Below are 25,413 nucleotides of genomic sequence, written 5' to 3' on the forward strand. Positions count from 1 at the left end.
ACTGCCGCTCGATGGCACGCACGACTGACGAAGGATGCCGATGACCTCTGAACCCTCCGCCGCGCCCGCCACGGGCACGAGGCGGCGCCGTGGACTGCTGGTCTTCCTGCGCGATGTGCTGATCATCATCCTGATCGCCGCGCTCGTTTCGTTCGTGGTCAAGACCTTCATCGTCCGCTCGTTCTACATCCCCTCGGCATCCATGGAGCGCACGCTCATGGTCAACGACCGCATCCTGGTCGATGAGCTCACGCCGCGATGGACGGGATACGAGCGCGGCGACGTGGTGGTGTTCCAGGACCCGGGCGGATGGCTGGGCGACCAGCCGCAGCCGCCGGCATCCCCTCCGCTCGTGCAGGCGATCGACGGCGTGCTGACCTTCATCGGCATCTCCGCCTCCGATTCGCAGGACCATCTCGTCAAGCGCATCATCGGCCTCCCCGGCGATCACGTCGTGTGCTGCAACGCACTCGGACAGATCACGATCAACGGCGCTCCGATCGACGAGCTCGACTACCTGAACCTCCCCGAAGGGAACACCGCGGCGTCGAACGAACCTTTCGACGTCGTCGTGCCCGAGGACTCGCTGTGGCTGCTCGGCGACAATCGCACTCGCTCGCGGGACTCGCGAGCGCATCAGGAGCTTCCCAGCGGCGGCTTCGTCCCGGTGTCGAACGTCGTGGGGAAGGCCTTCCTGACGACCTGGCCGTTCGGGCGGATCGGGGCGATCGACGGACACCACCAAGCCTTCGACAGCGTTCCGGACGAAGAATGACGGTCGTTTCCCCGAGCCTCACGCTCGAGCGGCGCATCCTCGGCGACAGCGCCCTGATCATCTCGCTCGACGAGGTCGGTCGCGGAGCGCTCGCGGGTCCGGTCGCGGTGGGCGCGGCGGTGATGGATGCCGCCGGAGCGCGACGTCGTGTGCCCGAGGGGCTCCGCGACTCCAAGCTCGTCACCGAGCGACGTCGACCCGACGTCGCGGAACGGGCGACGGCGTGGGTGCGCGCCTCGTCGGTCGGATGGGCCAGTGCCGCGGAGGTCGACGAGGTCGGAATCATCCGGGCACTGGGTCTGGCCGCCTCCCGTGCCGTCGATGCGGTCGTCGCGCAGGGCACGTCGACCGCGGGGGCGGTCGTGCTGCTCGACGGGAACCATGACTATCTCTCGGCCGTGCATCATTCCGTGCTCGACGTGCGTCCGGTGATCAAAGGCGATCGGGACTGCGCTTCCGTCTCGGCCGCATCCGTGATCGCGAAGGTCGCGCGCGACGCGCACATGGCCGAGCTCCATGCCGACTACCCGCAGTACCAGTGGGATCGCAACAAGGGATATGCGAGCACCGAGCATCGAGAAGCCATCCGCACGCTCGGACTCTCCCCGCTGCATCGTGCGTCGTGGGCGATCGCCGATGCTCCCGCCCTGTTCTGAGCGCCGGGTGCGGTGCCGCACGCGGGCTCTTGCGACCCTAGGATGGAACCACCATGGATGAGGAAGCCTTCGACGACTACGACCGCGAGCTCGAGCTCGCGCTGTTCCGCGAGTACCGAGACGTGGTCTCGCAGTTCCAGTACGTCGTCGAGACCGAGCGTCGGTTCTATCTGGCGAACGATGTGAACGTCGTGCGGCGCGACACGGAGCACGACTTCTACTTCGAGATCTCGATGAGCGATGTGTGGGTGTGGGACATCTACCGCGCCGATCGCTTCGTGAAGGCCGTGCGTGTGCTGACCTTCAAGGACGTCAACGTCGAGGAGCTGCAGCGCCGGGAGTTCGAACTTCCCCAGGAACTCTCGCTCGACGGCGAGTGAGTCGGGAAAGCGCACCTCTCCTGCACCACTGACGCCTGAGGGCCGGGTTTCCGCCGTGCGGTGGACGCTCGGAGACCGCCCCGCCGCGCGGGTGCCACGATCGTCATGCTGTCGGAATGGCAGCGAAGGATGACCTCGGTAGAGCCGGGGAAGAACGGGCGGCGCGGCATCTCGTCGGCGCCGGGTACACACTCCTGGACCGCAACTGGCGTTGCGCGCAAGGTGAGATCGACATCGTGGCTCTTCAGGGCGAGGACCTCGTCTGCGTCGAGGTGAAGACGCGGCGGACGGTCGACTACGGGCACCCGTTCGAGGCGATCGACGCGCGCAAGAAGCGGCGGATGTGGGGGCTCGCCCACGCCTGGGCCGTCGCGCATCCGCTTCATGCTCGGGGGCGTCGGATCAGGCTCGATGTGGTGGGGATCGTCGGTCACGACCCGTCATCCGGGTCGCTCGAGCACGTGGCGGACCTCGTATGAGCACCACACGCACCTGGGCGGTCGCCATCACAGGGGTGGACGGGCACATGGTCGAGGTCGAGGCGGACCTCTCGAACCAGACGCCGGAGTTCAAGATCATCGGGCTGCCCGACAAATCGCTCGGAGAGGCGGTGCAGCGCGTGCACAACGCATGCAAGAACTCCGGACTCGACCTCCCGCGGCGAAGGATGACGGTGAATCTCTCGCCGGCCAGCCTGCCGAAACACGGATCGGGCTTCGACCTCGCGGTCGCCGTCGCGACACTCGCTGCGGGGGATGCGATCTCCCCGCGATCGATCCGGGGCACCGTACACGTCGGCGAGCTCGGTCTCGACGGTCGTGTTCGACCGGTGGCCGGAGTGCTTCCCGCGGTGTTCGCGGCGGCGAGGGCAGGGTTCGAGCGCGTGATCGTGCCCCAGGCCAACGCCGCCGAAGCGCGACTGGTGACCGGGATCGAGGTCCGCGGGGCGCGCTCGCTCGCGGAGGTGGCGGTCTGGCACGGGGCGGATGTCGAGATCCCCGAGGTGCCCGTCGAAGAACCGCCCGCCGTGGAGGAGGAACCGAGCGAGTCGCTCGACCTCGCGGACATCGTGGGGCAGGAGTCGGCGGTCGAGGCGCTCGTGGTCGCCGCAGCGGGTGGGCACCACATGCTCCTCAGCGGTCCCCCTGGCGCCGGCAAGACGATGCTCGCGCGACGCCTCCCCGGAATCCTTCCACCGCTCACCGAAGGCGAAGCACTCGAGGTCGCCTCGATCCGCTCGCTGATGGGTGATCGAGTGGCGTGCCTCGACCGGACTCCACCGATCGAGGCACCGCATCACAGCGCATCCGTCGCCGCGCTGGTCGGCGGCGGATCGCGGGTGGCGCGTCCCGGCGCGATCGTGCGCGCCCATCGCGGCGTGCTGTTCCTCGACGAGGCGGCCGAGTTCTCAAGGGTGGCTCTGGACGCGCTTCGCCAGCCGCTCGAATCCGGCGCGATCGAGGTGATCCGCTCGGGGTTCACCGCACGGTTCCCCGCGCGCTTCCAACTCCTGCTCGCGATGAATCCGTGTCCGTGCGGCAATTACGGCGTGCGCGGCGCGGAATGCACCTGCCCGGCGCAGGCGATCAGGCGATATGCGACCCGGCTCTCGGGACCCCTCCGCGACCGTGTCGACATCGAGTTGCGCGTCGCGAGAGTGGCTGCATCGCGCGCGACCGCAGGTGGCCGCTCCGAATTCTCGACGGCCGCCGCTCGACAACGCGTCGCCGATGCGCGGGGGCGTGCGGCCGCGAGGTGGACGGGGACGCCGTGGTCGCGGAACGCCGACATCCCGGGGACGTGGCTCCGGCAGGGGGAGTTCCGCCTGGACTCCGCGGATCGTCAGCCGCTCGATCGGGCACTCGAACGGGGAGCGCTGACCCTGCGCGGCTACGACAGGGTGTTGCGGTTGGCGTGGACGATGGCCGACCTCGCCGGGCTCGCGCGTCCTCGACAGGATGAGATCGGTCGAGCGCTGCTCCTCAAGAGGGGGATGACGCCGTGACCCACGAGATGATCGACGACCGGGAGGTCGTGCATGCGGCGTCCGCTCTCCGAGCAGGTGAGGCGGGCGCATCGACGGAGGCGATCGCTCGCGCGACGTGGTCGGTGCTCGCGGAACCGGGCGACGGCGTCGCGGGCTCGCTGATCCGGGAACTCGGTGCCGCCGGTGCCCTCGAGCTTGCCCTCGATGCGCCGAGTCCGGCGGATGGTCGTGTGGACGGCTCCGCACGGGCGCATCGCGCGTTGGCGGAAGGGAGAGCGCGCTGGCGGCCGCGTGCGCAGACCCGTGCGTTGGTCGACGCCTTGCACGGTGCGAGCCAGGTCGGTGCGCGCCTGGTGATCCCCGGCGACCCGGACTGGCCGGATTCGCTGGACGACCTGGGGGAGCACGCTCCACCGGCGCTGTGGGTTCGCGGGGACGCCCGACTCCTGAGGGCGACCCCGCGCGTGGCCATCGTCGGCGCTCGCGCGGCGACCGGGTACGGCGAGCACATCGCCGCCGAGATCGCCGGAGATCTCGCCGCGGGCGGTGCGACGGTCGTCTCGGGCGGGGCGTACGGCATCGACGGCGTCGCGCATCGTGCGGCGCTCGGAGTCCGAGGGGCGACCATCGCGTTCCTGGCCGGCGGTGTGGACCGCGCGTATCCCTCCGGACACCAGGAGCTCTTCACCCGAATAGCCGGGCACGGGGCGGTCGTCAGCGAGTTGCCGTGCGGAGCCGCACCGACGAAGTGGCGCTTCCTGGCCCGAAACCGTCTGATCGCGGCACTCGGCCAGGCGACCGTGGTCGTCGAGGCGGGATGGCGGAGCGGCTCCCTCAACACGGCGGGTCACGCGGCGGCGCTGGGGAGACCCCTCGGAGCCGTGCCGGGGCCGGTGACCTCGGCGGCCTCAGCGGGGTGCCATCGCCTGCTCCGTGAGTACGACGCACGCTGTGTGACCTGCGCAGCAGAGGTCCGCGAGCTCTGGGGCGACGACACGCAGGAGGCGTCGGCTTCGCGGCGCCAGGATCCGGATCGCACCCGTCTGCTCGACGCTCTCGGAACGCGGACGCCGCTCGACGTCATGGAGATCTGTCGACGCAGCGGTCTCGCCCCCGACCGGGTGCGCGCGCTGCTCGGTCTGCTCGACCTCGAGGGGATCCTGACACGATCGGATGCGGGGTGGGTGCGCGCGGCGAACCGCTGATCGAGCCGCGGCGGCGAGGTGCGATCTCTCGCACCGTCATCCGGTGCATGCTGGAGCCATGCAGCTCGCCGCCGCCGTCCAGGCCTTCACGGAGTACCTCGAGCGGGTGCGCCGGCTGTCGGCGGCGACGGTGCGCGCCTATCGCTCCGACCTGCGGGACCTGACAGCGTCGGCCGGAGACATCACGATCGGCGACGTCGATCTCGACGTGCTCCGAGACTGGCTGTGGAAAGCGACCCAGCGCGGAGATGCACGGTCGACGTTGGCGCGCCGCGCGGCGGCTGCGCGATCGTTCTTCACCTGGGCGACCGAGCACGAGATCATCGCGCACGATCCGAGTCTCCGTCTGATCGCTCCGAAGCGCGGTCGCACCCTGCCGGTCGTGGCCTCGAAGGACGCGATGAGTTCGCTTCTCGAGCAGCACCGCAGCCGCGCGACCGCCGGCGGAGATCCGCTCGCTCTCCGCGACCATGCGATCCTCGAGACGCTCTACGGCTCCGGCATCCGTGTCTCCGAACTCTGCGGACTGGACATCGACGATCTCGACGTCGATCGCCGTACCGCGCGCGTGCTCGGCAAAGGCGCCAAGGAACGAGTCGTGCCCTTCGGGGTGCCCGCCCGGGAGGCGCTGAACGCGTACCTGCGGCGCGCGCGGCCGGCGCTCGTCGCCCGGAGCGATGCTTCCGGTGCCGCCGTCTTCCTCGGCAGCCGCGGCGGGCGAATCGGACCGCGTGCGGTGTACTCGCTGGTGGCAGAAGTGCTCGGCCCTCTCGTGGGGTCGGAGACGGTCGGTCCACATGCACTCCGGCATACGGCGGCGACGCACCTCCTCGACGGCGGCGCCGACCTGCGCGCCGTGCAGGAGATCCTCGGCCACGCCAGCCTGGGTACCACCCAGATCTACACGCACGTCTCCGCCGAGCGACTGACCGCCACCTACCGCCTCGCGCACCCGCGCGCCTGAGCGGGCGTCACGAACCGTCGCAGCACGGCAGAAGGACCGCTCTGGCCGGTGCGCCGAAGAGCAGGAGCGGATTGATGTAGACACGGTCGAGGCGCACCCCCACGTGCAGGGTGCCGACCACGCTGTGCCCACCCTGAGCGACGACCCCCACGATGTCTCCCGCCACCACGGTGTCGCCGGGATTCAGGGGAGAGGCGAGCGGCTCGAAGGTCGAGACGTATCCGGCGCCGTGGTCGATCGTGAGCAGCGGACGGTCGACGACGGTTCCCCGGAAGGCCACGACGCCGTCCGCGGGTGCACGGACCTTCTGTCCCGGAACGCCGGCGATGTCGATCCCGCGGTGGCCGGCCCCGTAGGCGTGAGCGGGAGCGCGGTACGGCGCCGTCACGGTTCGCGGGCCGTCGAGGGGCCAGCGCCACGCGGCGTCGTTCTCCGACGAGTGGGGCCGGACGGAGGAGCCGGGCTCGAGGGCGGCGATCGCAGGATCGTGCGCGCCGAAAGCGAGCGCGATGAGGAGGGCGGCGATCAGGAAGACACGTCCGGGCGGGGTCATGCCGAGAGTCTGCGGGTCGTTCAGGCGGACGAGACGTGAGTCCGAGCGACAGGCCCGGAGGCGGGGGAGAAGTGCGCGATGTCGCCGCCCGTGGAGAGCAGGACAGGCGGTCGTTGTCCTGTATGCTGGAGGGGCACCTCGAAATCGGGGTGACTACGCGTGCCCAGAGCGACTCCGGTCGTGGCATCCACTCCCACAGGTCCTTCCTCGGAAGGCGGGTGTGCGCCGGGCACCAGGAAGTCCGATCGAACGATCGGCGAAAACCTCAACGGCGCACCGCGCCAGAACAAGGAGACGACCATGGCTGTGGTCACCATCCGCCAGCTGCTCGACAGCGGCGTGCACTTCGGACACCAGACCCGTCGGTGGAACCCGAAGGTGAAGCGCTTCATCCTCACCGAGCGCAGCGGCATCCACATCATCGACCTGCAGCAGTCGCTCGGCTACATCGACAAGGCCTACGACTTCGTCAAGGAGACCGTCGCCCACGGTGGCACGATCCTCTTCGTCGGCACCAAGAAGCAGGCGCAGGAGATCCTCGCCGAGCAGGCCACGCGCGTCGGTCAGCCCTTCGTCAACCAGCGCTGGCTCGGTGGACTCCTCACGAACTTCCAGACGATCTCCAAGCGCCTCGCGCGCATGAAGGAGCTCGAGGAGCTCGACTACGAGACCCCGGCGAACAGCGGCTTCACGAAGAAGGAGCTCCTGCTCAAGAAGCGCGAGCTCGACAAGCTGCACAAGTCGCTCGGTGGAATCCGCAACCTCACCAAGACGCCGTCGGCCATCTGGGTCGTCGACGCCAAGCGCGAGCACCTCGCCATCGACGAGGCCAAGAAGCTCGGCATCCCCGTGATCGGCATCCTCGACACGAACGCCGACCCGGACGACTTCCAGTACCCGATCCCCGGCAACGACGACGCGATCCGCTCGGTCTCGCTGCTGACGCGCATCATCGCCGACGCCGCTGCCGAGGGCCTGCAGCAGAAGCACAACCCGGAGACGGGCGACGCCGAGCCTCTCGCCGACTGGGAGAAGGAGCTCCTCGAGACTCCCGCCCAGGAGGTCCAGGAGTCCGCTGACGCCGCTGCCGTCGAGACCGCGGCCGACGAGGCCGCCGTCGTCGAGACGCCCGCCGCCGACGAGACCGCTGCCGACGCGGCCGGTGCCGAGGCTCACGACGAGGCGATCGCCGCCGCTTCCGGTGAGGAGACCGCTGAGGTCGCCGCCGCCGAGGCCGCAGACGCCAAGTAATCCCGCGACCACCACACACATCACGAAGCAAGGAGCCACCACACATGGCCAACTTCACCATCGCTGACCTCAAGGCGCTGCGTGAGCAGCTCGGTACGGGAATGGTCGACACCAAGAAGGCGCTCGAGGAGGCCGACGGAGACGTCGAGAAGGCCACCGAGATCCTGCGTCTCAAGGGTGCGAAGGGCAACGCGAAGCGCGCTGACCGTTCGACCAGCGAGGGACTCGTCGTCGCTCGCGAGCAGGCCGGTGCCGTGACGCTGATCGAGCTCGCGTGCGAGACTGACTTCGTCGCCAAGAACGACCGCTTCATCGCGCTGGCCGACAAGGTCGCCGACGCCGCTGCAGCCGTCAAGGCCGACTCGGTCGAGGCGGCCCTGGCCGCCGACGCGGCGGGTCAGTCCGTCGAGCAGCTGATCTCGGAAGAGGCTGCGATCATCGGCGAGAAGGTCGAACTGCGTCGTGTGCGTACGATCGCCGGCGACAACGTCGAGGTCTACCTGCACCGCACCAGCAAGGACCTGCCGCCGCAGATCGGTGTCGTCGTCGCCTACTCGGGCGACGACGCGGACACCGCTCGCAGCATCGCGCAGCACATCTCGTTCGCCAACCCGTCGTACCTCTCCCGCGAGGACGTTCCGGCTGACGCCGTCGAGAAGGAGCGGGAGATCGTCACCGAGATCTCGCGCAACGAGGGAAAGCCCGAAGCGGCTCTCCCCAAGATCGTCGAAGGCCGCGTCTCCGCGTTCATCAAGCAGGTCGCCCTGCTGGAGCAGGACTACGCCAAGGACAACAAGCTCTCTGTCGCCCAGGTGGCGAAGGACGCCGGTATCACCGTGACGGACTTCGCGCGCTTCAAGGTCGGCGCGTAGCAGAGTCGAAGGGGTTCGGATCGGTGAGATCCGAACCCCTTCTTCATGCCCAGAAGGCACTATCTTGAATCGGGACGAGAGGACAACACCCATGACCGAACGCACCGGACGCCGCCGCGTCCTTCTCAAGCTCTCCGGAGAGGCATTCGGCGCCGGTCAGCTGGGTGTCAACCCGGATGTCGTCGGCCAGATCGCGCGCGACATCGCCGCAGCCGTCGACCGCGTCGAGGTCGCCATCGTCGTGGGCGGGGGCAACTTCTTCCGCGGCGCCGAGCTGAGCCAGCGTGGCATGGACCGAGGGCGCGCCGACTACATGGGCATGCTCGGAACCGTGATGAACGCGCTCGCGCTGCAGGACTTCCTCGAGCAGGCCGGGGCGGCGACGCGTGTGCAGTCCGCGATCTCCATGACCCAGGTCGCCGAGCCCTACATTCCGCGCCGGGCGGAGCGTCACCTCGAAAAGGGCCGCGTCGTCATCTTCGGTGCCGGTGCCGGCCTCCCGTACTTCTCCACCGATACGGTCGCCGCTCAGCGCGCGCTCGAGATCGGCGCGGAGGAGGTCCTCGTCGCGAAGAACGGCGTCGACGCCATCTACACGGCCGACCCCAACAAGCACGCGGATGCCGAGCGCATCGAGCGGGTCACGTACAGCGACGCGCTGCAGCGCGGGCTGAAGGTCGTCGATTCGACCGCCTTCAGCCTGTGCATGGACAACAACATGAACATGCGCGTCTTCGGCATGGAGCCCGCGGGCAACGTGACGCGCGCCCTTCTCGGTGAGCCGATCGGCACCCTGGTCACCACCTGAGTGTGTGACGCGGCGGAGAAGGCTTCGCCCGATAGAATTTGCAGAACACCCCGACGATAGGAGTCACCGTGATCGCGGACGTCCTCGCTGAAACCACCACCCGCATGGACCGGGCGGTCGAAGCTGCCAAGGAGGACTTCTCCACGGTGCGCACCGGTCGCGCGAACCCCCAGCTCTTCCAGAAGGTCCTCGTCGACTACTACGGAACGCCGACCCCGATCGGTCAGCTGGCCTCGATGGTCAACCAGGAGGCGCGCACCCTCGTCATCACGCCGTACGACAAGTCGGCGCTCAAGGCGATCGAGCAGGCCATCCGCGACATGCCGAACCTCGGGGCGAACCCGACGAACGACGGCAATCTCGTGCGCGTGACGATGCCGGAGCTGACGGCCGACCGTCGCAAGGAGTACGTCAAGCTCGTCAAGTCGAAGGGCGAGGACGCGAAGGTCCACGTCCGCGGCATCCGCCGCAAGGCGAAGGACGACCTCGATGCGCTCAAGAGCGAGGTCGGTGAAGACGAGATCGCGCGTGGCGAGAAGGAGCTCGATGCTCTCACCCGCCAGCACGTCGACCTCATCGACGACGCGCTCAAGCGCAAAGAGGCAGAACTCCTCGAGGTGTGAGGACGGATGTCTGACACGCGAGATTCCGAGGACGGTGCGCCGTTGACCCGCCGCGAGGCGCGGGATGCGACGACGCCGGACTCGGGCATCCCGTTGGCGGACGGGGCGTTCCCCGCCTTCGACGCCTCGCTCATCCCGCCCCGCCCTCCGCTCCCGGACGAGCCGGCCGTGGTGATCCCCGACATGATCGACACGGCGGACCACAACGCCATCCGTGAACAGTGGCGGGCGAAGCGCGACGAGTTCGGAAGTCACGTCTCGCATGCCCGAGACCAGATCGACCAGGCGAACGAGCGGATCAAGCAGCGCACGGGACGTGACCTCGTGCTCGCGATCCTCATCGGCCTCGCGTTCGGTGCGGCTCTTCTCGGTTCCCTCCTGTTCATCAAGGTGCTCTTCGTTCCGTTCGCCCTGGCGGCTGCGCTGCTCGGGGTCTACGAACTCGCGCGGGCTCTCCGCGCATCCGGCCGCCGGATCGATGTCGTCCCGCAGCTGGTGGCTGCCGGCGCGCTCGTGCTCTCCGGCTATTTCGCGGATATCTGGCTGTGTTGGATCGTGCTGTTCCTCGCCGTGGCATTCGTCATCGTCTGGAGGCTCATCGCCCAGATGTTCGCTCAGGACGGGCGCACCTACGGTGATGTACTCGCGGATGCCGTCATCGGCGGCTTCGTGCAGGTCTACGTTCCCTTCCTCGCGGCCATCGCGCTGATCCTGCTCGGGCAGGAGGGCGGTCAGTGGTGGGTGCTCGGCTTCATCGCCATCGCGGTCGCGGCCGACACCGGCGCGTACGCCGCCGGCCTCGCCTTCGGGCGGCATCCGATGGCTCCGCGGATCAGCCCCAAGAAGACCTGGGAGGGTTTCGCCGGTGCGGTCGTCGCCTCGCTGACCGCAGGTGTGTTGCTCGCGATGTACCTGCTCGAACTGCCGTGGTGGGGTGGGATCGTCTTCGGTGCCGCCATCCTGCTGTCGGCGACACTGGGCGATCTCGGTGAGTCGATGCTCAAGCGCGATCTCGGGATCAAGGACATGAGCTCCTGGCTTCCGGGGCACGGCGGTCTGCTCGATCGGCTCGACAGCATCTTGCCGTCGACGGTCCCCGCCCTCTGCCTCTACTTCCTCCTCTCTCCCTGGGTGGTGCTGTCATGAACGACCAGAAGACCGAAGAGCAACAGCCCTCCCGTGCGGCCTTCGCCGTCGCCTCGGGGCGCACCAAGGGATATCACCCCGCGGCCGTCGACACCTTCCTCGCCTCGGCGCGCGCCGCCTTCGAGCACGGGGGAGATCTCGGTGCGGCGGATGTCCGCACGGCCTCGTTCCCGCTCGTGAAGGGCGGCTACGTGGTCGCTGACGTCGACGCCGCGCTGAGCCGTGTCGAGGACGCGTTCGCGGCGCGCGAGCGCGATCGGGCCGTGCGTTCCGAGGGCGCGGGCGTCTGGGTCGAGCAGGCACGCGACGAGGCTCAGGTGATCCTCGACCATCTCGCGCGTCCGCGCCGTCACCGCTTCGCCCGCACGGGTGCACTCACCTTCGGATACCGCGTCGACGAGGTCGACCACGTGGCGACGCGCATCGTGCGCTACCTTCGCGACGGCGATGCGTTGAGCGCGGAACAGCTCCGTTCGGCGGCCTTCCGTATGCAGCGCGGCGGTTATCGCGAAGAGCAGGTGGACGCCCTGCTCGACGCGGCGATCGACGTGATCCTCGCCGTCCGCTGACCTTCTCATGGCCGTCCCAGGCAGTCTTGCGTAGACTGTCGACCATCGTGAACTCCCGAAACGACATGACACCCGCACGACGTGACGCCTCGCCGGTACCTGTGGCGACGGCGAATTCCGCGCATCGTGGTACTCGTCGATGGTCGCGTCGCCGCGGTGTGGTCGCGGCGTTCGCATCGCTCGCGGTCGTCGGTTTCGCGGCCGCGATGGTCGCACCGACCGCCGTCGCTCTCGCGGATCCGCCCGAGCAGGAGACGCCGGACAGCGCGTACTCCGTCGCACTCGAAGACACCCAGAATCTGACGGTGACGGTCGAAGGTGCCGAGATCGCTCCGGTCGAGCGCGGATCCTTCGAGGTCTACGTGACGCCGAAGCCGACTCCCACGCCCACGCCGACGACGGCCTCCAAATCGAACTCGGGAGGGACGGCCCCCGCGGCCCCGCTCTTCTACACCGGTGGCGGTGCGCCGGCGGACTGGATGGCTGCCGCGGGAATCGCCGAAGCCGACTGGGGCTACGTCGATTACGTCGTGTCGCGCGAGAGCGGGTGGAACCCGAACGCCACGAACAGCAGTTCGGGTGCCTGCGGCCTCGTGCAGGCTCTGCCCTGCAGCAAGGTGCCGGGCAACGGGTACGACCCGGTGGACAACCTGCGCTGGGCGAGCGGCTACGCGACCGGGCGCTACGGCAGTTGGGCCGGTGCCTACAACTTCTGGATCAACAACCACTGGTGGTGAGCAGGCACGATGCCCCGCTCCCGCAGGCGGCCTCCTTCGCGATCTGAGGCCGACGAGTCCTTCGAACGCCTCCTCGCGGGGTGGAAGCGTACCGAGACCCGTCGCGGTGCGGAGTGGACCGTGCAGCCCGTTTCGGCGATCCAGGCTCAGAAGTCCTACGTGTGCCCCGGTTGCTCCCGCACGATCGAACCGGGCACCGCTCATCTCGTCGCCTGGCGCGCCGATGGAGTCCTCGGCGATGCCGCCGACCTCGCCGCACGCAGGCACTGGCACACACACTGTTGGAGGCAATCGTGACCATCGAGATCCGCGGACCGCTCGAACTGCCCGCACAGCGGGACGACATCGAGCTGCGTACGGCCGACGGCCTCACTCTCGTCGGTGAACTCGCGCTCCCCGAAGCGGCCGATCCCGTCGCGACCCTCGTGACTCTGCACCCGCTCCCCACCGCGGGAGGGTTCATGGACTCGCACATCCTGCGCAAGGCCGCGGCGCGCCTCCCTGCCCTCGCGAACCTCGCCGTCCTGCGGTTCAACACGCGGGGGACGACGTCGCCGCGTGGCACGAGCGAAGGGGCGTTCGACGGGGGAGAAGCGGAACAGTTCGATGTGGCCGCCGCGATGGAGTTCGTCCACGAGCGCGAGCTGCCGCGCCCCTGGCTCCTCGGATGGTCGTTCGGCACGGAGCTGGCCCTCAAATACGGGCGGGATCACGACATCGCGGGCGTCATCCTGCTCTCTCCGCCCCTGCATCGCGCATCGGACGCCGAGGTCGCTGCGTGGGCGCAGTTCGATCGGCCGGTCGTGATCCTCGTCCCCGAGTTCGACGACTACCTCCGGCCCGAGCAGGCGCGTGAGCGCTTCGCCTCGATCCCGCATGCGACGCTGATCGCCGTCGACGGCGGCAAGCACCTCTGGGTGGGGGAGTCGCAGACGCGCCGTGTGCTCACCGAGATCGTCGCGGCCGTCCACCCGGCGGCCCTCCCGCTGCCGACAGAGTGGCCGGCATCGCGCTGAGCGGCGTCAGAGCTCGTTCATGCGGGGGATGAGCACCTGGCGGTAGATGATCAGAATGCTCGCGGCGACGGGGATCGCGATGAGCGCTCCGAGCAGTCCGAGCAGGCTGCCGCCGGCGAGGGCGGCGACCACGACGACCGCACCCGGTACCGACACGGCGCGGCTCATGATGCGCGGAGAGATCACGTACGCCTCGATCTGCATGTAGATCAGGTAGTAGATGCCGGCGGCGATCGCGGTCGCGGGGGATCCGAGACCCGGGATCAGGCAGATGAGCACGATGAGCGTGGAGCCGGTGAGCGTACCCACGAGCGGGATGAGCGAGAAGAAGAACGCGATGACCGCGAGCACGGCAGGGAAGGGCGCCTGGATGATCGAGAGGAAGATCGCGCTCAGCACGCCGTTGATCACGCCGAGCGAGACCTGTCCCATCACGTAGTACCCGACCGAGTCGGTGATCTGGTCGGCCAGGTCGATGAAGCGCTCCCGCTTCGAGGCCGGCGCGAGCTGGTAGACGGCGCGCTTGAGTGAGGGAGTGGATGCCGTGAGGTACACCGTGAGGATCAGCACGATGAAAGCGCCGAACAGGCCGGTGATGATCGAGGTGCCGACCACGATCACGCTCTCGGTTATCGTTCCCCAGTTCTCGAGCAGCCAGTCGGTCGCACGCGTGAACGTGTCATCGATGAACGAGGGCTGCAGGCCCGGGAAGACATCGCTGATCCAGTCCTTCACGTCGCCGATGTAGGTGCTCTGCAGGAACAGCGTGATGCGCCGGACGAGCTGGCTGATCTGATCGACCAGGATGGGGAGCACCATCAGGACGATGCCCGCGAAGACGCCCAGCACTCCGAGGATGGTGACGAGCACCGCGAGCCAGCGGGGGAGCTTGCGGCGTTCGAGGAATGCGACCACCGGGTCGAGTCCGAGGCTGAGGAACAGCGCGGTGCCGACGTACAGCAGGACGGTGGAGAGGTTCTGCAGGCTTCCGATCAGGAGGATGCCGAGGCCCACTCCGAGCGTCGCCACCAGGGCGGTGCGGAAGGGGTTGTGGATCTTCATCTCGACTCCTCGTGTCGGGGTGCTGCCAGGCTACCGATCGTGCCACGCGCAGCCCGCGCGACGTGCCGTTCCACACCGGGGGAATCACCCTTGTGGGCAACACACAGGTGGTTTCGCTAGTCTGAAATGTCGAGTGTTGCGTCCCGGCCGATCGTGCGGGATGCGTGAGGAGACTATTCGTGCGTTTCGTATGGGCCGTCGTGGCCTTCGTCCTGGCCGCGGCCCTGATCGGTGCCGGCATCGCTCAGCGCACCATCTTCATGGGGCCGGATTCGGTGCAGGAGAAGGTGCAGATCGAAGAGCCTGCGCCGTTCATCCTGCTCGACGGGGATGTGCTGCGTGCCCACCCCGGCGCGCAGACGCTGCTGATCAGCGGCGACGGCGACATCTTCTCCGCTTACGGACGCACGGCCGACATGGAGGCGTGGCTCGCCGACTCCGACTACAACCAGGTGACCGTCGACGACGACGGATCCTTCCAGGTCGAACACATCGCCGCGCCTGCGGCCGAGGATGACGCGGTCGATTCGGGAGACGCGGAGACGGAGGAGCCGACCGCCGAGGACGACCCCGCTGCAGACAGCGGACGCAACCCCGTCGGATCCGACCTGTGGCTGAACTCCTTCAGCGACACCGACTCGCTGTCGCTCGACAATCTCCGTCTCCCCGAGGGAGTCAGCGTGCTCGTCGCCTACGACGGGACCGAGAACGCGCCCGACGACATCGTGGCGTCCTGGCCGCTCGACACGTCCACCCCGGCCGCAGGTCCGCTCATGGCGGGCGGCGGTGTGCTGTTGCTGGTGGGGCTGATCCTCTACGTGCTCGGCATCCGTCATCAGCGTCGCGGTCGTGGTCCGCGTCGCAAGGGCCCGGGTCCGCTCCCGGTGACCGAACCCATCGACGTCGCTTCCCTTCCCGCGGGCGAACGCGCGGCCATAGAGAGCGGAGCGACCCCGGCGAAGCCGCAGGCCACCGACGACGACGTCCAGGACGCCGAGATCGTCGATGAGCCCGCTGCGCCCGCAGACGAGAAGACCGGCGAGAAGACCGACGAGCAGACCGAGGGGAAGTCGACGATGAAGGCCGCAGATCCCGCTCGTCGGCGTCGCCGTCTCCTCGTCGTCCCGGTCCTCGGGCTCACCGCGGTGCTCGCGGCCGGTTGCTCGTCCGATTCGTGGCCGCAACTGGGCGCTCCCGAGGCGACGCCGTCGCCCACTCCGACCGTGATCGCCCCCGAGAACCAGAAGCCGCCGGCCGTCACCGAGGGTCAGGCCGAACGCATCCTCGGCGAGATCTCCACCACACTCGTGGAAGCCGACACGAACCGCGATCTCGATCTCGCCAAGACGCGGCTCGACGGACCGGCGCTCACGGCTCGCACGACGGACTACGCGTTGCGCACCGCGATCCCCGATTCTCCCGTTCCCGCCGCGATCCCCACCGACGACGTGGAGGTCGTGCTCCCCGAGGCGACCGATCGCTGGCCCCGCACGACGCTCCTGCTCTCCAAGAGCGCGGACGACGAGACCGTCCCGCCCGTGCTGCTCACCATGACGCAGCAGGATCCGTGGTCGAACTACAAGGTGACGAACATCGCGGAGATGTCGGCGGACGCGGTGTTCCCGGACGTCGCCGCCGCCTGGCTCGGCACCGCGCTGGTCCCGGATGACTCCGCCTTCCTCAGCATTGCTCCCGGTGAACTCGCCGCCGCGTTCGCGGACGTCGTCGATACGGGGGAGAAGAGCGCCTCCAACGGGCTCTTCGACGATCTCTCGCAGAAGCTCGCGACCTCGATCCGCGACAGTCGGCAGACGGTGGTCCAGAACCTCATCGACAACGGTGCGGCCGAGACGTCCGAGGTCAGTTTCGACATGGCGCCGACCGATACCCCCGCCGTCTCGATGACGACCCTCGACAGCGGAGCGATCGTCGGCATCACGCTGACCGACGCCGAGACCGTCAAGCCGACGTCCGCCGACGCCGTCATCCGCTTCGGGGACAACGCGAAGGCCAATGCTCTCACCGGCGTCTCGGAGTCCGCGAAGGGCGTCGTGACGACCTATGAGTTCCAGCTCTTCTTCTCGGTGCCCGCGCAGGGATCCACCGAGCAGATCAAACTCCTGGCATCGCGTCAGGATCTCGTCTCCGTAGAGGTGATCAAGTGACCGAGTTGTCTCCTGCGGCGCTGCGTGGTGCCGTCGATCTGTCGAGCCTGCGCAACCGGCCGGCCGCTCCCGCGCCCGGCGCCCCGGCGGCGCCCGCCGCGGGCACCCCCTTCGCCGATCTCGTGATCGACGCGACCGACGAGACGTTCGGCCAGGTGCTCGAGCTGTCGCGCACGGTGCCGGTCGTCGTCGACCTCTGGGCAGAGTGGTGCGGGCCGTGTAAGCAGCTCAGCCCCATCATCGAGAAGGTCACCCGCGAGCTGGGCGGGCGTGTGCTGTTGGCGAAGGTCGATGTCGATGCGAATCCGCAGCTGGCGCAGAGCTTCCGTGCGCAGTCCATCCCGATGGTGGTCGCCCTGATCGCCGGACAGCCCGTTCCGATGTTCAACGGCGCCGTTCCCGAGGAGCAGGTGCGCGCGGTCTTCGCGCAGCTGCTGCAGCTCGCCGCGCAGAACGGCGTGACCGGTTCGCTGGCGGTCGATGGCGCGCCGGTCGGCGAGGAGGCTGCGGCTCCCGAGGAGCCCGCACTGCCGCCACTTCACGCCGAGGCCTTCGCTGCGATCGAGGCGGGCGACTACGCCGCCGCGATCGTCGCGTACGAGAAGGCGCTCGCGGAGAACCCCCGCGACGAGGACGCGATCGCCGGGCTCGGACAGGTGCGGTTGCTCGATCGCGTGCAGTCGCTCGATCTGCAGACCGCTCGTGCCGCCGCTGCGGCGGCACCGCTCGACATCGCGGCACAGTTCGACGTCGCCGACCTCGATCTCGCGGGCGGGCACGTCGACGATGCCTTCGGACGCCTCCTCGATCTGTTCGCACAGCTCCCGTCGGATGAGCGCACACCGGTGCGCGAGCGTCTCGTCGAGCTCTTCGGACTCATCGGTGCCGGCGACCCTCGCGTCATCTCGGCGCGGAACCGCCTCACCTCGCTCCTGTTCTGATCACCGCTTCCGGCTCGGGTCGCCCTAGCCGCGAGTGACGCTCGGAACGTGGGGGTCGGTCTGGTACCGGAGCCACAGCGTCGACAGCGCGGGGAGGGTGATCGTCGCCGTCGCCGGACCGCCGTCCTCCACGTGCGCGACGACGACACCCAGATTTCCCGATCCGCGGCCTCCGAACGCCGAGGCATCCGTGTTGAGGATCTCCTCCCACACGCCTTCACGGGGGAGTTCGAGGCGGTAGCCGACGTGCTCGATGCCGGAGAAGTTGCTGATCACGACGACGCGTCCGCCGTGACCGTCGCGGCGCTCGAACGCGATCACGGTCGGATCCCAGCTCGGTGCTCCCAGACGTGAGAACGACGAGGCATCGCTGTCGCGGGCCCACAGCGGCGCCTGCACGCGATACGCCGCGTTGAGAGACGCGACGAAGTCCTGCAGCTGGGCGTGGGACGGCTGGTCGAGCAGCCACCAGTCCAACTCACGTGACTCCGACCATTCGGCGAGCTGACCGAACTCCTGGCCCATGAAGAGCAGCTTCTTGCCGGGGTGGCCCCACATGTAGCCGAGGTAGGCGCGCACGTTGGCGAGCTTGTGCCAGTGGTCGCCGGGCATCTTGGTCACGAGGCTGCCCTTGCCGTGGACGACCTCGTCATGGCTGATGGGCAGCAGGTAGTTCTCGCCGAAGGCGTACACGAACGAGAACGTCATCTCGCCTTCGTGGTGCGCGCGGTACATCGGGTCGCGGGCGATGTACTGGAGCGAGTCGTTCATCCAGCCCATGTTCCACTTGAAGCCGAATCCGAGACCGGCATGGTCGGTCGGTGCGGTCACTCCGGGGAAGCTCGTCGACTCCTCGGCGATCATCATGATCCCGGGGTGCAGTCGATACGACGTCGCGTTGACCTCCTGCAGGAACCGGATGGCCTCGAGGTTCTCGCGACCTCCGTGGATGTTCGGCTCCCACTCGCCCTCGTTGCGCGAGTAGTCGAGGTAGAGCATCGATGCGACGGCGTCGACGCGGAGACCGTCGACGTGGAACTCGTCGAGCCAATACAGCGCGTTGGCCACGAGGAACCCTCGCACCTCGGGGCGGCCGTAGTCGAAGATGAGGGTTCCCCAGTCCTGGTGCTCGCCACGACGCGGGTCCGGGTGCTCGTAGAGGGGCTGGCCGTCGAAGCGGGCCAGCGCGAAGGCATCCTTCGGGAAGTGCCCCGGAACCCAGTCCATGATCACGCCGATGCCCGCCTGGTGCAGACGATCGATGAGATAACGCAGATCGTCGGGCGTCCCGAACCGGCTGGTGGGCGCGTAGTAGCCGCTCACCTGATAGCCCCACGACCCGCCGAACGGATGCTCGGCCACCGGCATGAACTCGACGTGGGTGAACCCCGTCGTCGTCACGTGCTCGATCAACGGCTCGGCGAGGTCCCGATACCCGAGACCGCCCCGCCAGGAGCCGATGTGGACCTCGTAGACGGAGAGAGGCTGCGCGACGGCATGCGTGGCGGCGCGTCGGGTCATCCATGCACCGTCGCTCCAGACGTACGACGATGCCGTGACGACCGACGCCGTGTCCGGCGGCACCTCGGCCCACTGCGCCATCGGGTCGGCCTTGAGGATCCACTCCCCGGAGCGCGTACGGATCTGATACTTGTAGCGGGTGCCGACCGCGAGATCGGGCACGAACAGCTCCCAGACGCCGCTGGCGCCCATGGAGCGCATGGCGTGGGACTCTCCGCTCCATCCGTTGTGGTCGCCGATCACGCGCACGGCCGTGGCGTTGGGCGCCCACACGGCGAACGCGACCCCCGTCTCTCCGTCGACGTCGCCGGGATGCGCCCCGAGCACGTGCCAGAGGCGTTCGTGCCGGCCCTCGGCGATCAGATGGATGTCGACGTCGCCGAGGGTGGGCGCGTGGCGATAGGGGTCGCCGACGACGGTCTCGTCGTCGTCTCCATAGGCCGTCGCGAGACGGTAGGGCACGGGCGGGCCGTCGTGCTGCGCCTCCCAGATCCCCTGAGCGACGTGGGCGAGGTCGAGCCGCTGTCCGTTGCCGAAGACGGCGGCGACCGACGAGGCGAGCGGTCGGCGCGCGCGGATCACCGTGACGGTGCGGTCGGCGCCATCCTTGTGCGGGTGGGCGCCGAGGACGGCGTGCGGGTCGTGGTGGGTGCCCGAGGACACCGCCTGCCACTCGGCGGATGCCGTCAGGTCGTCGATGGAAGTCATGGGCGGTGCCTCACCTTCAGGATGTGCACGGGCTCGGCGAAGGCGTCGAGGCGCACGTAGTTGTGATCCGACCAGGTCCACACCGCTCCCGTGAGCAGATCCTCGACCTCGAACTGCTCACCGAGGGGGACCCCCCAGCGCGAGGTGTCGAGGTGCACGGTGGTCTCGCGGACGGAATGCGGGTCGACGTTGGCGACGACGATCAGCGTGTCGGGGGAGCCGGTTCCGGTGAAAGCAGCATCCAGGTGCTTGCTGTAGACCAGCACGTGGTCGTCGTCGCTCCAGTGCACGTCGAAGTTGCGGAGCTGACGCAGCGCGGGATGCTGTCGGCGGATCTCGTTCAGTCGGCGCAACAGCGGAGCCAGGGACTCGCCGCGGGCTTCGGCGCCGTCCCAGTCGCGGAACTTGAACTCGTACTTCTCGTTGTCGATGTTCTCCTCGGACCCGGGACGGGCGACGTTCTCGAGGAGCTCGTAACCGGCGTACACGCCCCACAGCGGTGCGGCGGTCGCGGCGATGCAGGCCCGTACCCGGTACGCCGCGCGCCCGCCGAACTGCAGGTACTCGGTGAGGATGTCGTGCGTGTTCACGAAGAGGTTGGGGCGCATGTAGTCGCTGGTCTCGTGCGACACCGAGGTCAGGAACTCCTCGAGCTCGGCCTTGGTGTTGCGCCACGTGAAGTAGCTGTAGCTCTGCTGGAAGCCCACGGCGGCGAGCGCGCGCATGACGGCGGGGCGGGTGAAAGCCTCGGCCAGGAAGATGACGTCGGGGTCCTGGGCGTTCACGGTCGCGATGAGCCACTCCCAGAACTGCAGGGGCTTGGTGTGCGGATTGTCGACCCGGAAGATCTTCACGCCCTGCGCGACCCAGTGCTGCACGATCCGGAGCATCTCGGCGTAGATGCCCGCCGGGTCGTTGTCGAAGTTCAGCGGGTAGATGTCCTGGTACTTCTTCGGCGGGTTCTCGGCGTACGCGATCGTGCCGTCGGGCAGCGTGGTGAACCATTCGGGGTGCGCGGAGACCCACGGGTGATCGGGTGACGCCTGGAGGGCGAGATCGAGCGCGACCTCGAGTCCCTCCTTCTTCGCCGCGCGGACGAACGCACGGAAGTCGGCGGCGGTGCCGAGCTCGGGGTAGATGGCGTCGTGCCCTCCCTCGGCCGCGCCGATCGCGTAGGGCGACCCCGGGTCGCCGGGCTCGGTCGTCAGCGTGTTGTTGCGTCCCTTGCGATTCGTCGTACCGATGGGATGGATCGGCACGAGGTAGAGCACATCGAAGCCCATGGCCGCGACACCGGGCAGCCGCTTCGTCGCGCTGCGGAACGTGCCGCTCTTCACCGTTCCGTCCTTGAGGCGCTTGGCGCCCTCGGAGCGGGGGAAGAACTCGTACCAGGACGCGACGCCGGCGGCGGTGCGGTCGACCACGATCCGATGGTCCGGCGTCGCGGAACGGAGGGTGGTGACGGGTCGATCGGCGAACGCGCGCGCGAGGTCGGCATCCGTCGACAGTGCCGAGGTCGTTGCGGCGTCCCCGGTGGCGAGGGAGGCCGCCGCTGCGGTCAGCCGCTTGCGCTCCGCCGCCGGACGATCGCGCTCCGCCGCCGCGCGCTGGAGGATCTCGGCACCGAGCGCTGCCATCACCGGGATGTCGACCCCGGCGGCGACCTTGAGCTCCGCGGCGTGCGCCCACGTCGCGAAATCATCGGAGAACGCCTCGAAACGGTACGTCCACGATCCCTGGGCATCGAGCGCGATCTCCGCCGCCCAGGTGTCGGTGCCGTCCTGGCGGGGAGCGAGTCGGTGCAGGCTCTCGGCGCCGTCCGGTGCGGTGAGCCGGAGATGGACCCCGATGATGTCGTGACCCTCTCGGAACGAGACCACGCTGAACGGGACGACCTCGCCGACGAACGCCTTGGGCGGGAACCCACCGGGAACGGAGGGCTGCACGTTCGTGAGCGGGAGTCTTCCGGTGGTCACCCCTTCGGCGATCGGTTCGTCCGCGCGGGGACGCAGGGGGATCTGGGCGGGGCTCCGAAGAGCCGAGGGAGAACTTCCGACGCGTGCAGCCACATCCCGAATGTACCGCTCCGGTCAGACCTCCGATACCGGGTGGACAAGCGCGTCGCGACCCGACATCATTCGACCAGGAAAAGTCGCATCGACGTGCCGGCGACGGGGAGGACGTCACCGGGCGCGAACACCTCGCGGTCGCCCGACGGACGCTCGTCCGCGCTGGACCAGAGCGACACGAAGCGGGTGGCGCCCTCGATCTCCTCCGGCAGCCGTACGTCGATCGGGGACTCGGTGCCGTGCACGATCAGGAGGATGCGATTCGCGTCCTCGGCATCCGGCGTGGATGCCGCGACGTACTGGAGCGTGCGGTTGCCCGGATCCGTCCACTGATCGCTCTCCATCGTCTCGCCGTTCTGGTCGAACCAGTCCATCACCGAGGCGTTCGGGATGTGCTCGCCGAGGCGCGCGTACCGGCTCGGGCGCAGCGCGGGGTTCTGCGAGCGCAGCTCGATCAGGCGTGCGACGTGCGCCTGCAGGTCGAGCTGCCACGGTTCGTAGTCCCAGGCCAGCCACGTGAGGGCGGAGTCCTGTGCGTAGGCGTTGTTGTTGCCCCGCTGCGTGCGACCGACCTCATCGCCCGCGGTGAGCATGGGGATGCCGGCCGAGAGCAGCAGCGTGCCGAGGAGATTGCGCATCGCCTTGCGCCGGGCGGAGAGGATCGCGGCATCGTCGGTCGGCCCCTCGACACCGTGGTTGAAGGCGCGGTTCGTGTCCGCGCCGTCACGATTGTGCTCGCCGTTGGCCTCGTTGTGCTTGACGTCGTACGAGACGAGATCGTGCAGGGTGAAGCCGTCGTGCGCTGTGACGAAGTTGACGCTCGCGAGCGGCCCGCGCTTCTCGTCGAACGTGTTCGACGATCCGGCGAGTCGCGTCGCGAATCCGCCGATGCCGACCGGCGTCGACGCCCGACGCGCGTAGTCGATGTCGCTCAGCCAGAAGTTGCGCACGCGGTCGCGGTAGCGGTCGTTCCACTCGTGCCACCCGGCCGGGAAGTTGCCGGTCTGCCATCCGCCCAGCCCCACGTCCCACGGCTCGGCGATCAGTTTGGTGTCGCGCAGCACCGGATCGTTCGCGATGGCCGTCAGGAGCGGATGCTCGGGGGAATAGGTGTGGTCCGCGTCGCGGGCGATCGACGTCGCGAGGTCGAAGCGGAACCCGTCGATCTGCATCTCCTGCGCCCAGTAGCGCAGGGAGTCGAGCACGAGGCGCGCACCGGCATCCGTCGACGTGTTCAGGGTGTTGCCGCAACCGGTCGTGTCGATGTACGCGCCGCTCGCGTCCTGGCGGTAGTAGTTCGCGTTGTCGAGACCGCGCAGGCTGGAGCGGGGGCCGCCGATGCCCTCTTCCGACGTGTGGTTGTAGACGACGTCGAGGATGACTTCGAGCCCGGCTTCGTGGAGCAGACGCACCATCCCCTTGAACTCCGCGAGGACCGATTCGGGGCCCTCCTTGCGTGCATCCTCCGAGGCGTAGGCGGTGTGCGGGGTGAAGAAGTTCAGCGTGTTGTAGCCCCAGTAGTTCGTGAGCCCGCGCTCGAGCAGGCGCGGCTCCGGGACGAACGCGTGCACGGGGAGGAGTTCGATCGAGGTGATCCCGAGCGCGTGGAAGTACTCGATCATCGCCGGGTGGGCGAGCCCGGCGTAGGTGCCGTGAAGGGCGGGCGGCACATCGGGCTGTCGCTTGGTGAGGCCCTTGAGGTGGCCCTCGTAGATGATCGTGCGGTCGAGTGGGATACGCGGCTTGCGGGAGTCCCCCCAGTCGAAACCGTCGACGATCACGACCGACCGCCATTCCTCGTACCCGCCACCCTGGGCGAGGCCGCGGGAGTAGGGATCGAGAAGCAGCGTCTCGGGGTTGAACGTATTGCCCGGTCCGTGCGGGCCACCGACGCGGATCGCGTACCGGGTTCCGGGCTGGAGGAGCGGCGTCGTGACCTCCCACACCCCGCCTGGAAGGCGCTCGAGGGAGACCTGGTCGGTCGCCCAGTCGAGATCGGTCGCGTCGAACACCACGAGTTCGACGGAGGACGCATTCTGCGACCAGACGCGCAGCGTGCCGACCCCGTCGTGCAGACGCACGCCGAGATCGTCGAGGGTGGTGCCGCCGGGCGCGGCGAAGACTCGGGTCTCGGGCATGAATACACCCTAGAGTGCTGTGCTCGGGTGTCGGACCAGTGAGAACCGGGTTCCGTGCGCCGATGCACGTCGGAATGGGGGAGAGTGGAGAGATGCACTATCTCGACCACGCCGCGACGACTCCGCTGCGCCCGGAGGCGCGCGATGCCTGGCTCGCCGCGAGCGAGACGATCGGCAATGCATCGTCGACGCACGGCGCCGGACAGGATGCCCGTCGGCTCCTCGAGGAGTCGCGTGAACGGGTGGCCGAGGTGCTCGACGCCGACCCGATCGAGATCGTCTTCACCTCGGGCGGGACCGAGTCGATCAATCTCGCGCTCCAGGGGAGCTGGCGCGCCCGCGCTCAGGGACGCGACGCGATCGTCCTGCCCGACGGTGAGCATCACGCGACCATGGACACCGTGGAGTCCCTCCAGAGCGAGGGGGCGGTCGTGCGCCCCGTCGCCCTGACCTCGACGGCGCTCATCGATCCGGGGCGCTTCGCCGCGGCACTCCCCGGAGCCGCCCTCGCCACCGCATTGGTCGCGAACAACGAAGCGGGCACGGTGAACTCCGCCGCAGAGCTGGCGTCCACTGCGGCGGAGGCCGGCGTGCCCCTGCACCTGGATGCCGTCGCCGCGCTCGGCCATCTGCCGCTGTCGTTCCGGCGACTCCGCGGTGACGCCGGAACGGGGGTCGGGCTCGTGGCCCTCAGCCTCGCCGGGCACAAGATCGGAGCGCCCGTCGGCGTCGGTGCGCTGATCGTCGCCCGGACCGCGCGCATGGCTCCGTTGCTCCGGGGCGGGGCGCAGCAGCGCGGCCTTCGCGCCGGCACCCAGGACGTCCCGGGCGCCGCCGCCTTCGCCACGGCTCTCGAGCTCGCCGAGCGTGAGCGTCCCGCCGAAGCGATCCGACTCGGCGCGCTGCGGGACCGGTTGGTCGCCGGCATCCGAGCGCGGGTACCCGAGGCCGTGCTGCTCGGCGACCCGGTCGATCGGCTCCCGGGCAACGCGCACCTCCTCTTTCCCGGTGCGGTGGGGGAGAGTCTGCTCTTCCTGCTCGACACCGCGGGCGTCGCCGCCTCGACCGGGTCCGCGTGTCAGGCGGGGGTCGCGGAGCCCTCGCACGTGGTGCGGGCGATGGGGCGGAGCGAGCAGGATGCGCGGAGCGTCCTGCGGTTCAGCCTGGGACGAACGTCGACGGACGACGACGTCACCGCCGTCGTGGAGGTGATCGGAGACGCCTATCTCCGCGCATCCGGCTCCGGTACAGCCCCACGCTCGTAGAC

At 68.8% G+C, this 25,413-nt stretch carries 24 protein-coding genes; 19 read left to right on the forward strand and 5 right to left on the reverse strand.

Going from position 1 to position 25,413, the window contains the following annotated elements; translation table 11 throughout:
* Window positions 1–40: 40 nt before the first annotated feature.
* From lepB to KV396_RS13950, 7 genes are all read left to right on the forward strand, one after another.
* Complete coding sequence (lepB, locus tag KV396_RS13920) at window positions 41–775, forward strand: signal peptidase I (protein ID WP_247622594.1); 735 nt, start codon at window positions 41–43, stop codon at window positions 773–775.
* A complete protein-coding gene (locus tag KV396_RS13925; RefSeq protein WP_247956084.1) occupies window positions 772–1,431 on the forward strand; it encodes a ribonuclease HII in 660 nt (219 codons plus the stop codon). The genes lepB and KV396_RS13925 overlap by 4 nt, the downstream gene beginning before the upstream one ends.
* Window positions 1,432–1,484: 53 nt before the next feature.
* Window positions 1,485–1,811 carry a DUF2469 family protein gene (locus KV396_RS13930; RefSeq protein WP_247622592.1) on the forward strand — a complete coding sequence of 109 codons (327 nt, stop codon included), beginning with the start codon at window positions 1,485–1,487 and terminating at the stop codon, window positions 1,809–1,811.
* Window positions 1,812–1,927: 116 nt separating this feature from the next.
* Entirely contained in the window at window positions 1,928–2,290 is a 363-nt protein-coding gene (locus tag KV396_RS13935) for a YraN family protein (protein ID WP_247632303.1), read from the forward strand.
* Window positions 2,287–3,816 (forward strand): YifB family Mg chelatase-like AAA ATPase, encoded by a 1,530-nt coding sequence (locus KV396_RS13940; protein WP_247632302.1) that lies wholly within the window; start codon window positions 2,287–2,289, stop codon window positions 3,814–3,816. Before KV396_RS13935 ends, KV396_RS13940 begins: the two co-directional genes overlap by 4 nt.
* Window positions 3,813–5,003, forward strand: coding sequence for a DNA-processing protein DprA (gene dprA / locus KV396_RS13945; protein ID WP_247956085.1), 1,191 nt, complete (start codon window positions 3,813–3,815; stop codon window positions 5,001–5,003). Before KV396_RS13940 ends, dprA begins: the two co-directional genes overlap by 4 nt.
* 58 nt (window positions 5,004–5,061) lie before the next feature.
* On the forward strand, window positions 5,062–5,967 hold the full coding sequence (locus tag KV396_RS13950; protein WP_247956086.1) for a tyrosine recombinase XerC: 906 nt from the start codon (window positions 5,062–5,064) through the stop codon (window positions 5,965–5,967).
* A 7-nt stretch (window positions 5,968–5,974) separates the two neighbouring features.
* On the opposite strand, the gene KV396_RS13955 is transcribed toward KV396_RS13950, so the two are convergent.
* Complete coding sequence (locus tag KV396_RS13955; RefSeq protein ID WP_247956087.1) at window positions 5,975–6,520, reverse strand: murein hydrolase activator EnvC family protein; 546 nt, start codon at window positions 6,518–6,520, stop codon at window positions 5,975–5,977.
* A gap of 300 nt (window positions 6,521–6,820) precedes the next feature.
* On the opposite strand from KV396_RS13955, the gene rpsB reads away from it, so the two are divergent.
* The 9 genes from rpsB to KV396_RS14000 all read left to right on the forward strand — a co-directional run bounded on the left by rpsB (window position 6,821) and on the right by KV396_RS14000 (window position 13,542).
* Window positions 6,821–7,771, forward strand: coding sequence for a 30S ribosomal protein S2 (gene rpsB / locus KV396_RS13960; protein WP_247622586.1), 951 nt, complete (start codon window positions 6,821–6,823; stop codon window positions 7,769–7,771).
* Between the two features lie 44 nt (window positions 7,772–7,815).
* The gene (gene tsf / locus KV396_RS13965; protein ID WP_247622585.1) at window positions 7,816–8,643 is read left to right on the forward strand and encodes a translation elongation factor Ts; all 828 of its coding nucleotides are present in this window, start codon (window positions 7,816–7,818) and stop codon (window positions 8,641–8,643) included.
* Between the two features lie 91 nt (window positions 8,644–8,734).
* Window positions 8,735–9,451: a UMP kinase gene (gene pyrH / locus KV396_RS13970; protein ID WP_247622584.1), complete on the forward strand. Its 717-nt coding sequence runs from the start codon at window positions 8,735–8,737 to the stop codon at window positions 9,449–9,451.
* A 68-nt stretch (window positions 9,452–9,519) separates the two neighbouring features.
* Complete coding sequence (gene frr / locus KV396_RS13975) at window positions 9,520–10,074, forward strand: ribosome recycling factor (protein WP_247622583.1); 555 nt, start codon at window positions 9,520–9,522, stop codon at window positions 10,072–10,074.
* 6 nt (window positions 10,075–10,080) lie between these two features.
* On the forward strand, window positions 10,081–11,220 hold the full coding sequence (locus KV396_RS13980) for a phosphatidate cytidylyltransferase (RefSeq protein ID WP_247956088.1): 1,140 nt from the start codon (window positions 10,081–10,083) through the stop codon (window positions 11,218–11,220).
* Window positions 11,217–11,789, forward strand: a complete 573-nt coding sequence (locus tag KV396_RS13985) for a DivIVA domain-containing protein (protein WP_247956089.1) — start codon at window positions 11,217–11,219, stop codon at window positions 11,787–11,789. Before KV396_RS13980 ends, KV396_RS13985 begins: the two co-directional genes overlap by 4 nt.
* 158 nt (window positions 11,790–11,947) lie before the next feature.
* Window positions 11,948–12,526: an aggregation-promoting factor C-terminal-like domain-containing protein gene (locus KV396_RS13990; protein WP_247632296.1), complete on the forward strand. Its 579-nt coding sequence runs from the start codon at window positions 11,948–11,950 to the stop codon at window positions 12,524–12,526.
* Window positions 12,527–12,535: 9 nt separating this feature from the next.
* Window positions 12,536–12,823: a hypothetical protein gene (locus KV396_RS13995; RefSeq protein ID WP_247956090.1), complete on the forward strand. Its 288-nt coding sequence runs from the start codon at window positions 12,536–12,538 to the stop codon at window positions 12,821–12,823.
* Window positions 12,824–12,825: 2 nt separating this feature from the next.
* Window positions 12,826–13,542 (forward strand): alpha/beta hydrolase, encoded by a 717-nt coding sequence (locus KV396_RS14000; RefSeq protein ID WP_247957601.1) that lies wholly within the window; start codon window positions 12,826–12,828, stop codon window positions 13,540–13,542.
* A 6-nt stretch (window positions 13,543–13,548) separates the two neighbouring features.
* Here KV396_RS14000 and KV396_RS14005 read toward each other — a convergent pair whose 3' ends face one another.
* Window positions 13,549–14,604: an AI-2E family transporter gene (locus KV396_RS14005; RefSeq protein WP_247622578.1), complete on the reverse strand. Its 1,056-nt coding sequence runs from the start codon at window positions 14,602–14,604 to the stop codon at window positions 13,549–13,551.
* 179 nt (window positions 14,605–14,783) lie between these two features.
* On the opposite strand from KV396_RS14005, the gene KV396_RS14010 reads away from it, so the two are divergent.
* Together KV396_RS14010 and KV396_RS14015 are read left to right on the forward strand one after the other, a co-directional pair.
* Window positions 14,784–16,769: a glycosyl transferase gene (locus KV396_RS14010; protein ID WP_247632294.1), complete on the forward strand. Its 1,986-nt coding sequence runs from the start codon at window positions 14,784–14,786 to the stop codon at window positions 16,767–16,769.
* Window positions 16,766–17,710: a tetratricopeptide repeat protein gene (locus tag KV396_RS14015; protein WP_247956091.1), complete on the forward strand. Its 945-nt coding sequence runs from the start codon at window positions 16,766–16,768 to the stop codon at window positions 17,708–17,710. Before KV396_RS14010 ends, KV396_RS14015 begins: the two co-directional genes overlap by 4 nt.
* 24 nt (window positions 17,711–17,734) lie before the next feature.
* On the opposite strand, the gene glgB is transcribed toward KV396_RS14015, so the two are convergent.
* From glgB to glgX, 3 genes are all read right to left on the reverse strand, one after another.
* Window positions 17,735–19,939: a 1,4-alpha-glucan branching protein GlgB gene (gene glgB / locus KV396_RS14020; protein ID WP_247956092.1), complete on the reverse strand. Its 2,205-nt coding sequence runs from the start codon at window positions 19,937–19,939 to the stop codon at window positions 17,735–17,737.
* A complete protein-coding gene (locus KV396_RS14025; RefSeq protein WP_407665531.1) occupies window positions 19,936–21,915 on the reverse strand; it encodes an alpha-1,4-glucan--maltose-1-phosphate maltosyltransferase in 1,980 nt (659 codons plus the stop codon). Before KV396_RS14025 ends, glgB begins: the two co-directional genes overlap by 4 nt.
* Window positions 21,916–22,073: 158 nt before the next feature.
* Entirely contained in the window at window positions 22,074–24,146 is a 2,073-nt protein-coding gene (gene glgX / locus KV396_RS14030) for a glycogen debranching protein GlgX (protein WP_247956094.1), read from the reverse strand.
* 92 nt (window positions 24,147–24,238) lie between these two features.
* On the opposite strand from glgX, the gene KV396_RS14035 reads away from it, so the two are divergent.
* Window positions 24,239–25,411 carry a cysteine desulfurase family protein gene (locus KV396_RS14035; RefSeq protein WP_247956095.1) on the forward strand — a complete coding sequence of 391 codons (1,173 nt, stop codon included), beginning with the start codon at window positions 24,239–24,241 and terminating at the stop codon, window positions 25,409–25,411.
* The last annotated feature ends 2 nt before the right edge of the window (window positions 25,412–25,413 follow it).

Source organism: Microbacterium galbinum (assembly GCF_023101185.1).
Classification (GTDB): domain Bacteria; phylum Actinomycetota; class Actinomycetes; order Actinomycetales; family Microbacteriaceae; genus Microbacterium; species Microbacterium galbinum.

Bases quoted from the DNA above. Each gene is read 5' to 3' on its own strand.
- lepB (WP_247622594.1), top strand. From the start codon at position 41: ATGACCTCTGAACCCTCCGCCGCGCCCGCCACGGGCACGAGGCGGCGC.
- KV396_RS13925 (WP_247956084.1), top strand. From the start codon at position 772: ATGACGGTCGTTTCCCCGAGCCTCACGCTCGAGCGGCGCATCCTCGGC.
- KV396_RS13930 (WP_247622592.1), top strand. From the start codon at position 1,485: ATGGATGAGGAAGCCTTCGACGACTACGACCGCGAGCTCGAGCTCGCG.
- KV396_RS13935 (WP_247632303.1), top strand. From the start codon at position 1,928: ATGGCAGCGAAGGATGACCTCGGTAGAGCCGGGGAAGAACGGGCGGCG.
- KV396_RS13940 (WP_247632302.1), top strand. From the start codon at position 2,287: ATGAGCACCACACGCACCTGGGCGGTCGCCATCACAGGGGTGGACGGG.
- KV396_RS13950 (WP_247956086.1), top strand. From the start codon at position 5,062: ATGCAGCTCGCCGCCGCCGTCCAGGCCTTCACGGAGTACCTCGAGCGG.
- KV396_RS13955 (WP_247956087.1), bottom strand. From the start codon at position 6,520: ATGACCCCGCCCGGACGTGTCTTCCTGATCGCCGCCCTCCTCATCGCG.
- rpsB (WP_247622586.1), top strand. From the start codon at position 6,821: ATGGCTGTGGTCACCATCCGCCAGCTGCTCGACAGCGGCGTGCACTTC.
- tsf (WP_247622585.1), top strand. From the start codon at position 7,816: ATGGCCAACTTCACCATCGCTGACCTCAAGGCGCTGCGTGAGCAGCTC.
- pyrH (WP_247622584.1), top strand. From the start codon at position 8,735: ATGACCGAACGCACCGGACGCCGCCGCGTCCTTCTCAAGCTCTCCGGA.
- KV396_RS13980 (WP_247956088.1), top strand. From the start codon at position 10,081: ATGTCTGACACGCGAGATTCCGAGGACGGTGCGCCGTTGACCCGCCGC.
- KV396_RS13985 (WP_247956089.1), top strand. From the start codon at position 11,217: ATGAACGACCAGAAGACCGAAGAGCAACAGCCCTCCCGTGCGGCCTTC.
- KV396_RS13995 (WP_247956090.1), top strand. From the start codon at position 12,536: ATGCCCCGCTCCCGCAGGCGGCCTCCTTCGCGATCTGAGGCCGACGAG.
- KV396_RS14005 (WP_247622578.1), bottom strand. From the start codon at position 14,604: ATGAAGATCCACAACCCCTTCCGCACCGCCCTGGTGGCGACGCTCGGA.
- glgB (WP_247956092.1), bottom strand. From the start codon at position 19,939: ATGACTTCCATCGACGACCTGACGGCATCCGCCGAGTGGCAGGCGGTG.
- glgX (WP_247956094.1), bottom strand. From the start codon at position 24,146: ATGCCCGAGACCCGAGTCTTCGCCGCGCCCGGCGGCACCACCCTCGAC.
- KV396_RS14035 (WP_247956095.1), top strand. From the start codon at position 24,239: ATGCACTATCTCGACCACGCCGCGACGACTCCGCTGCGCCCGGAGGCG.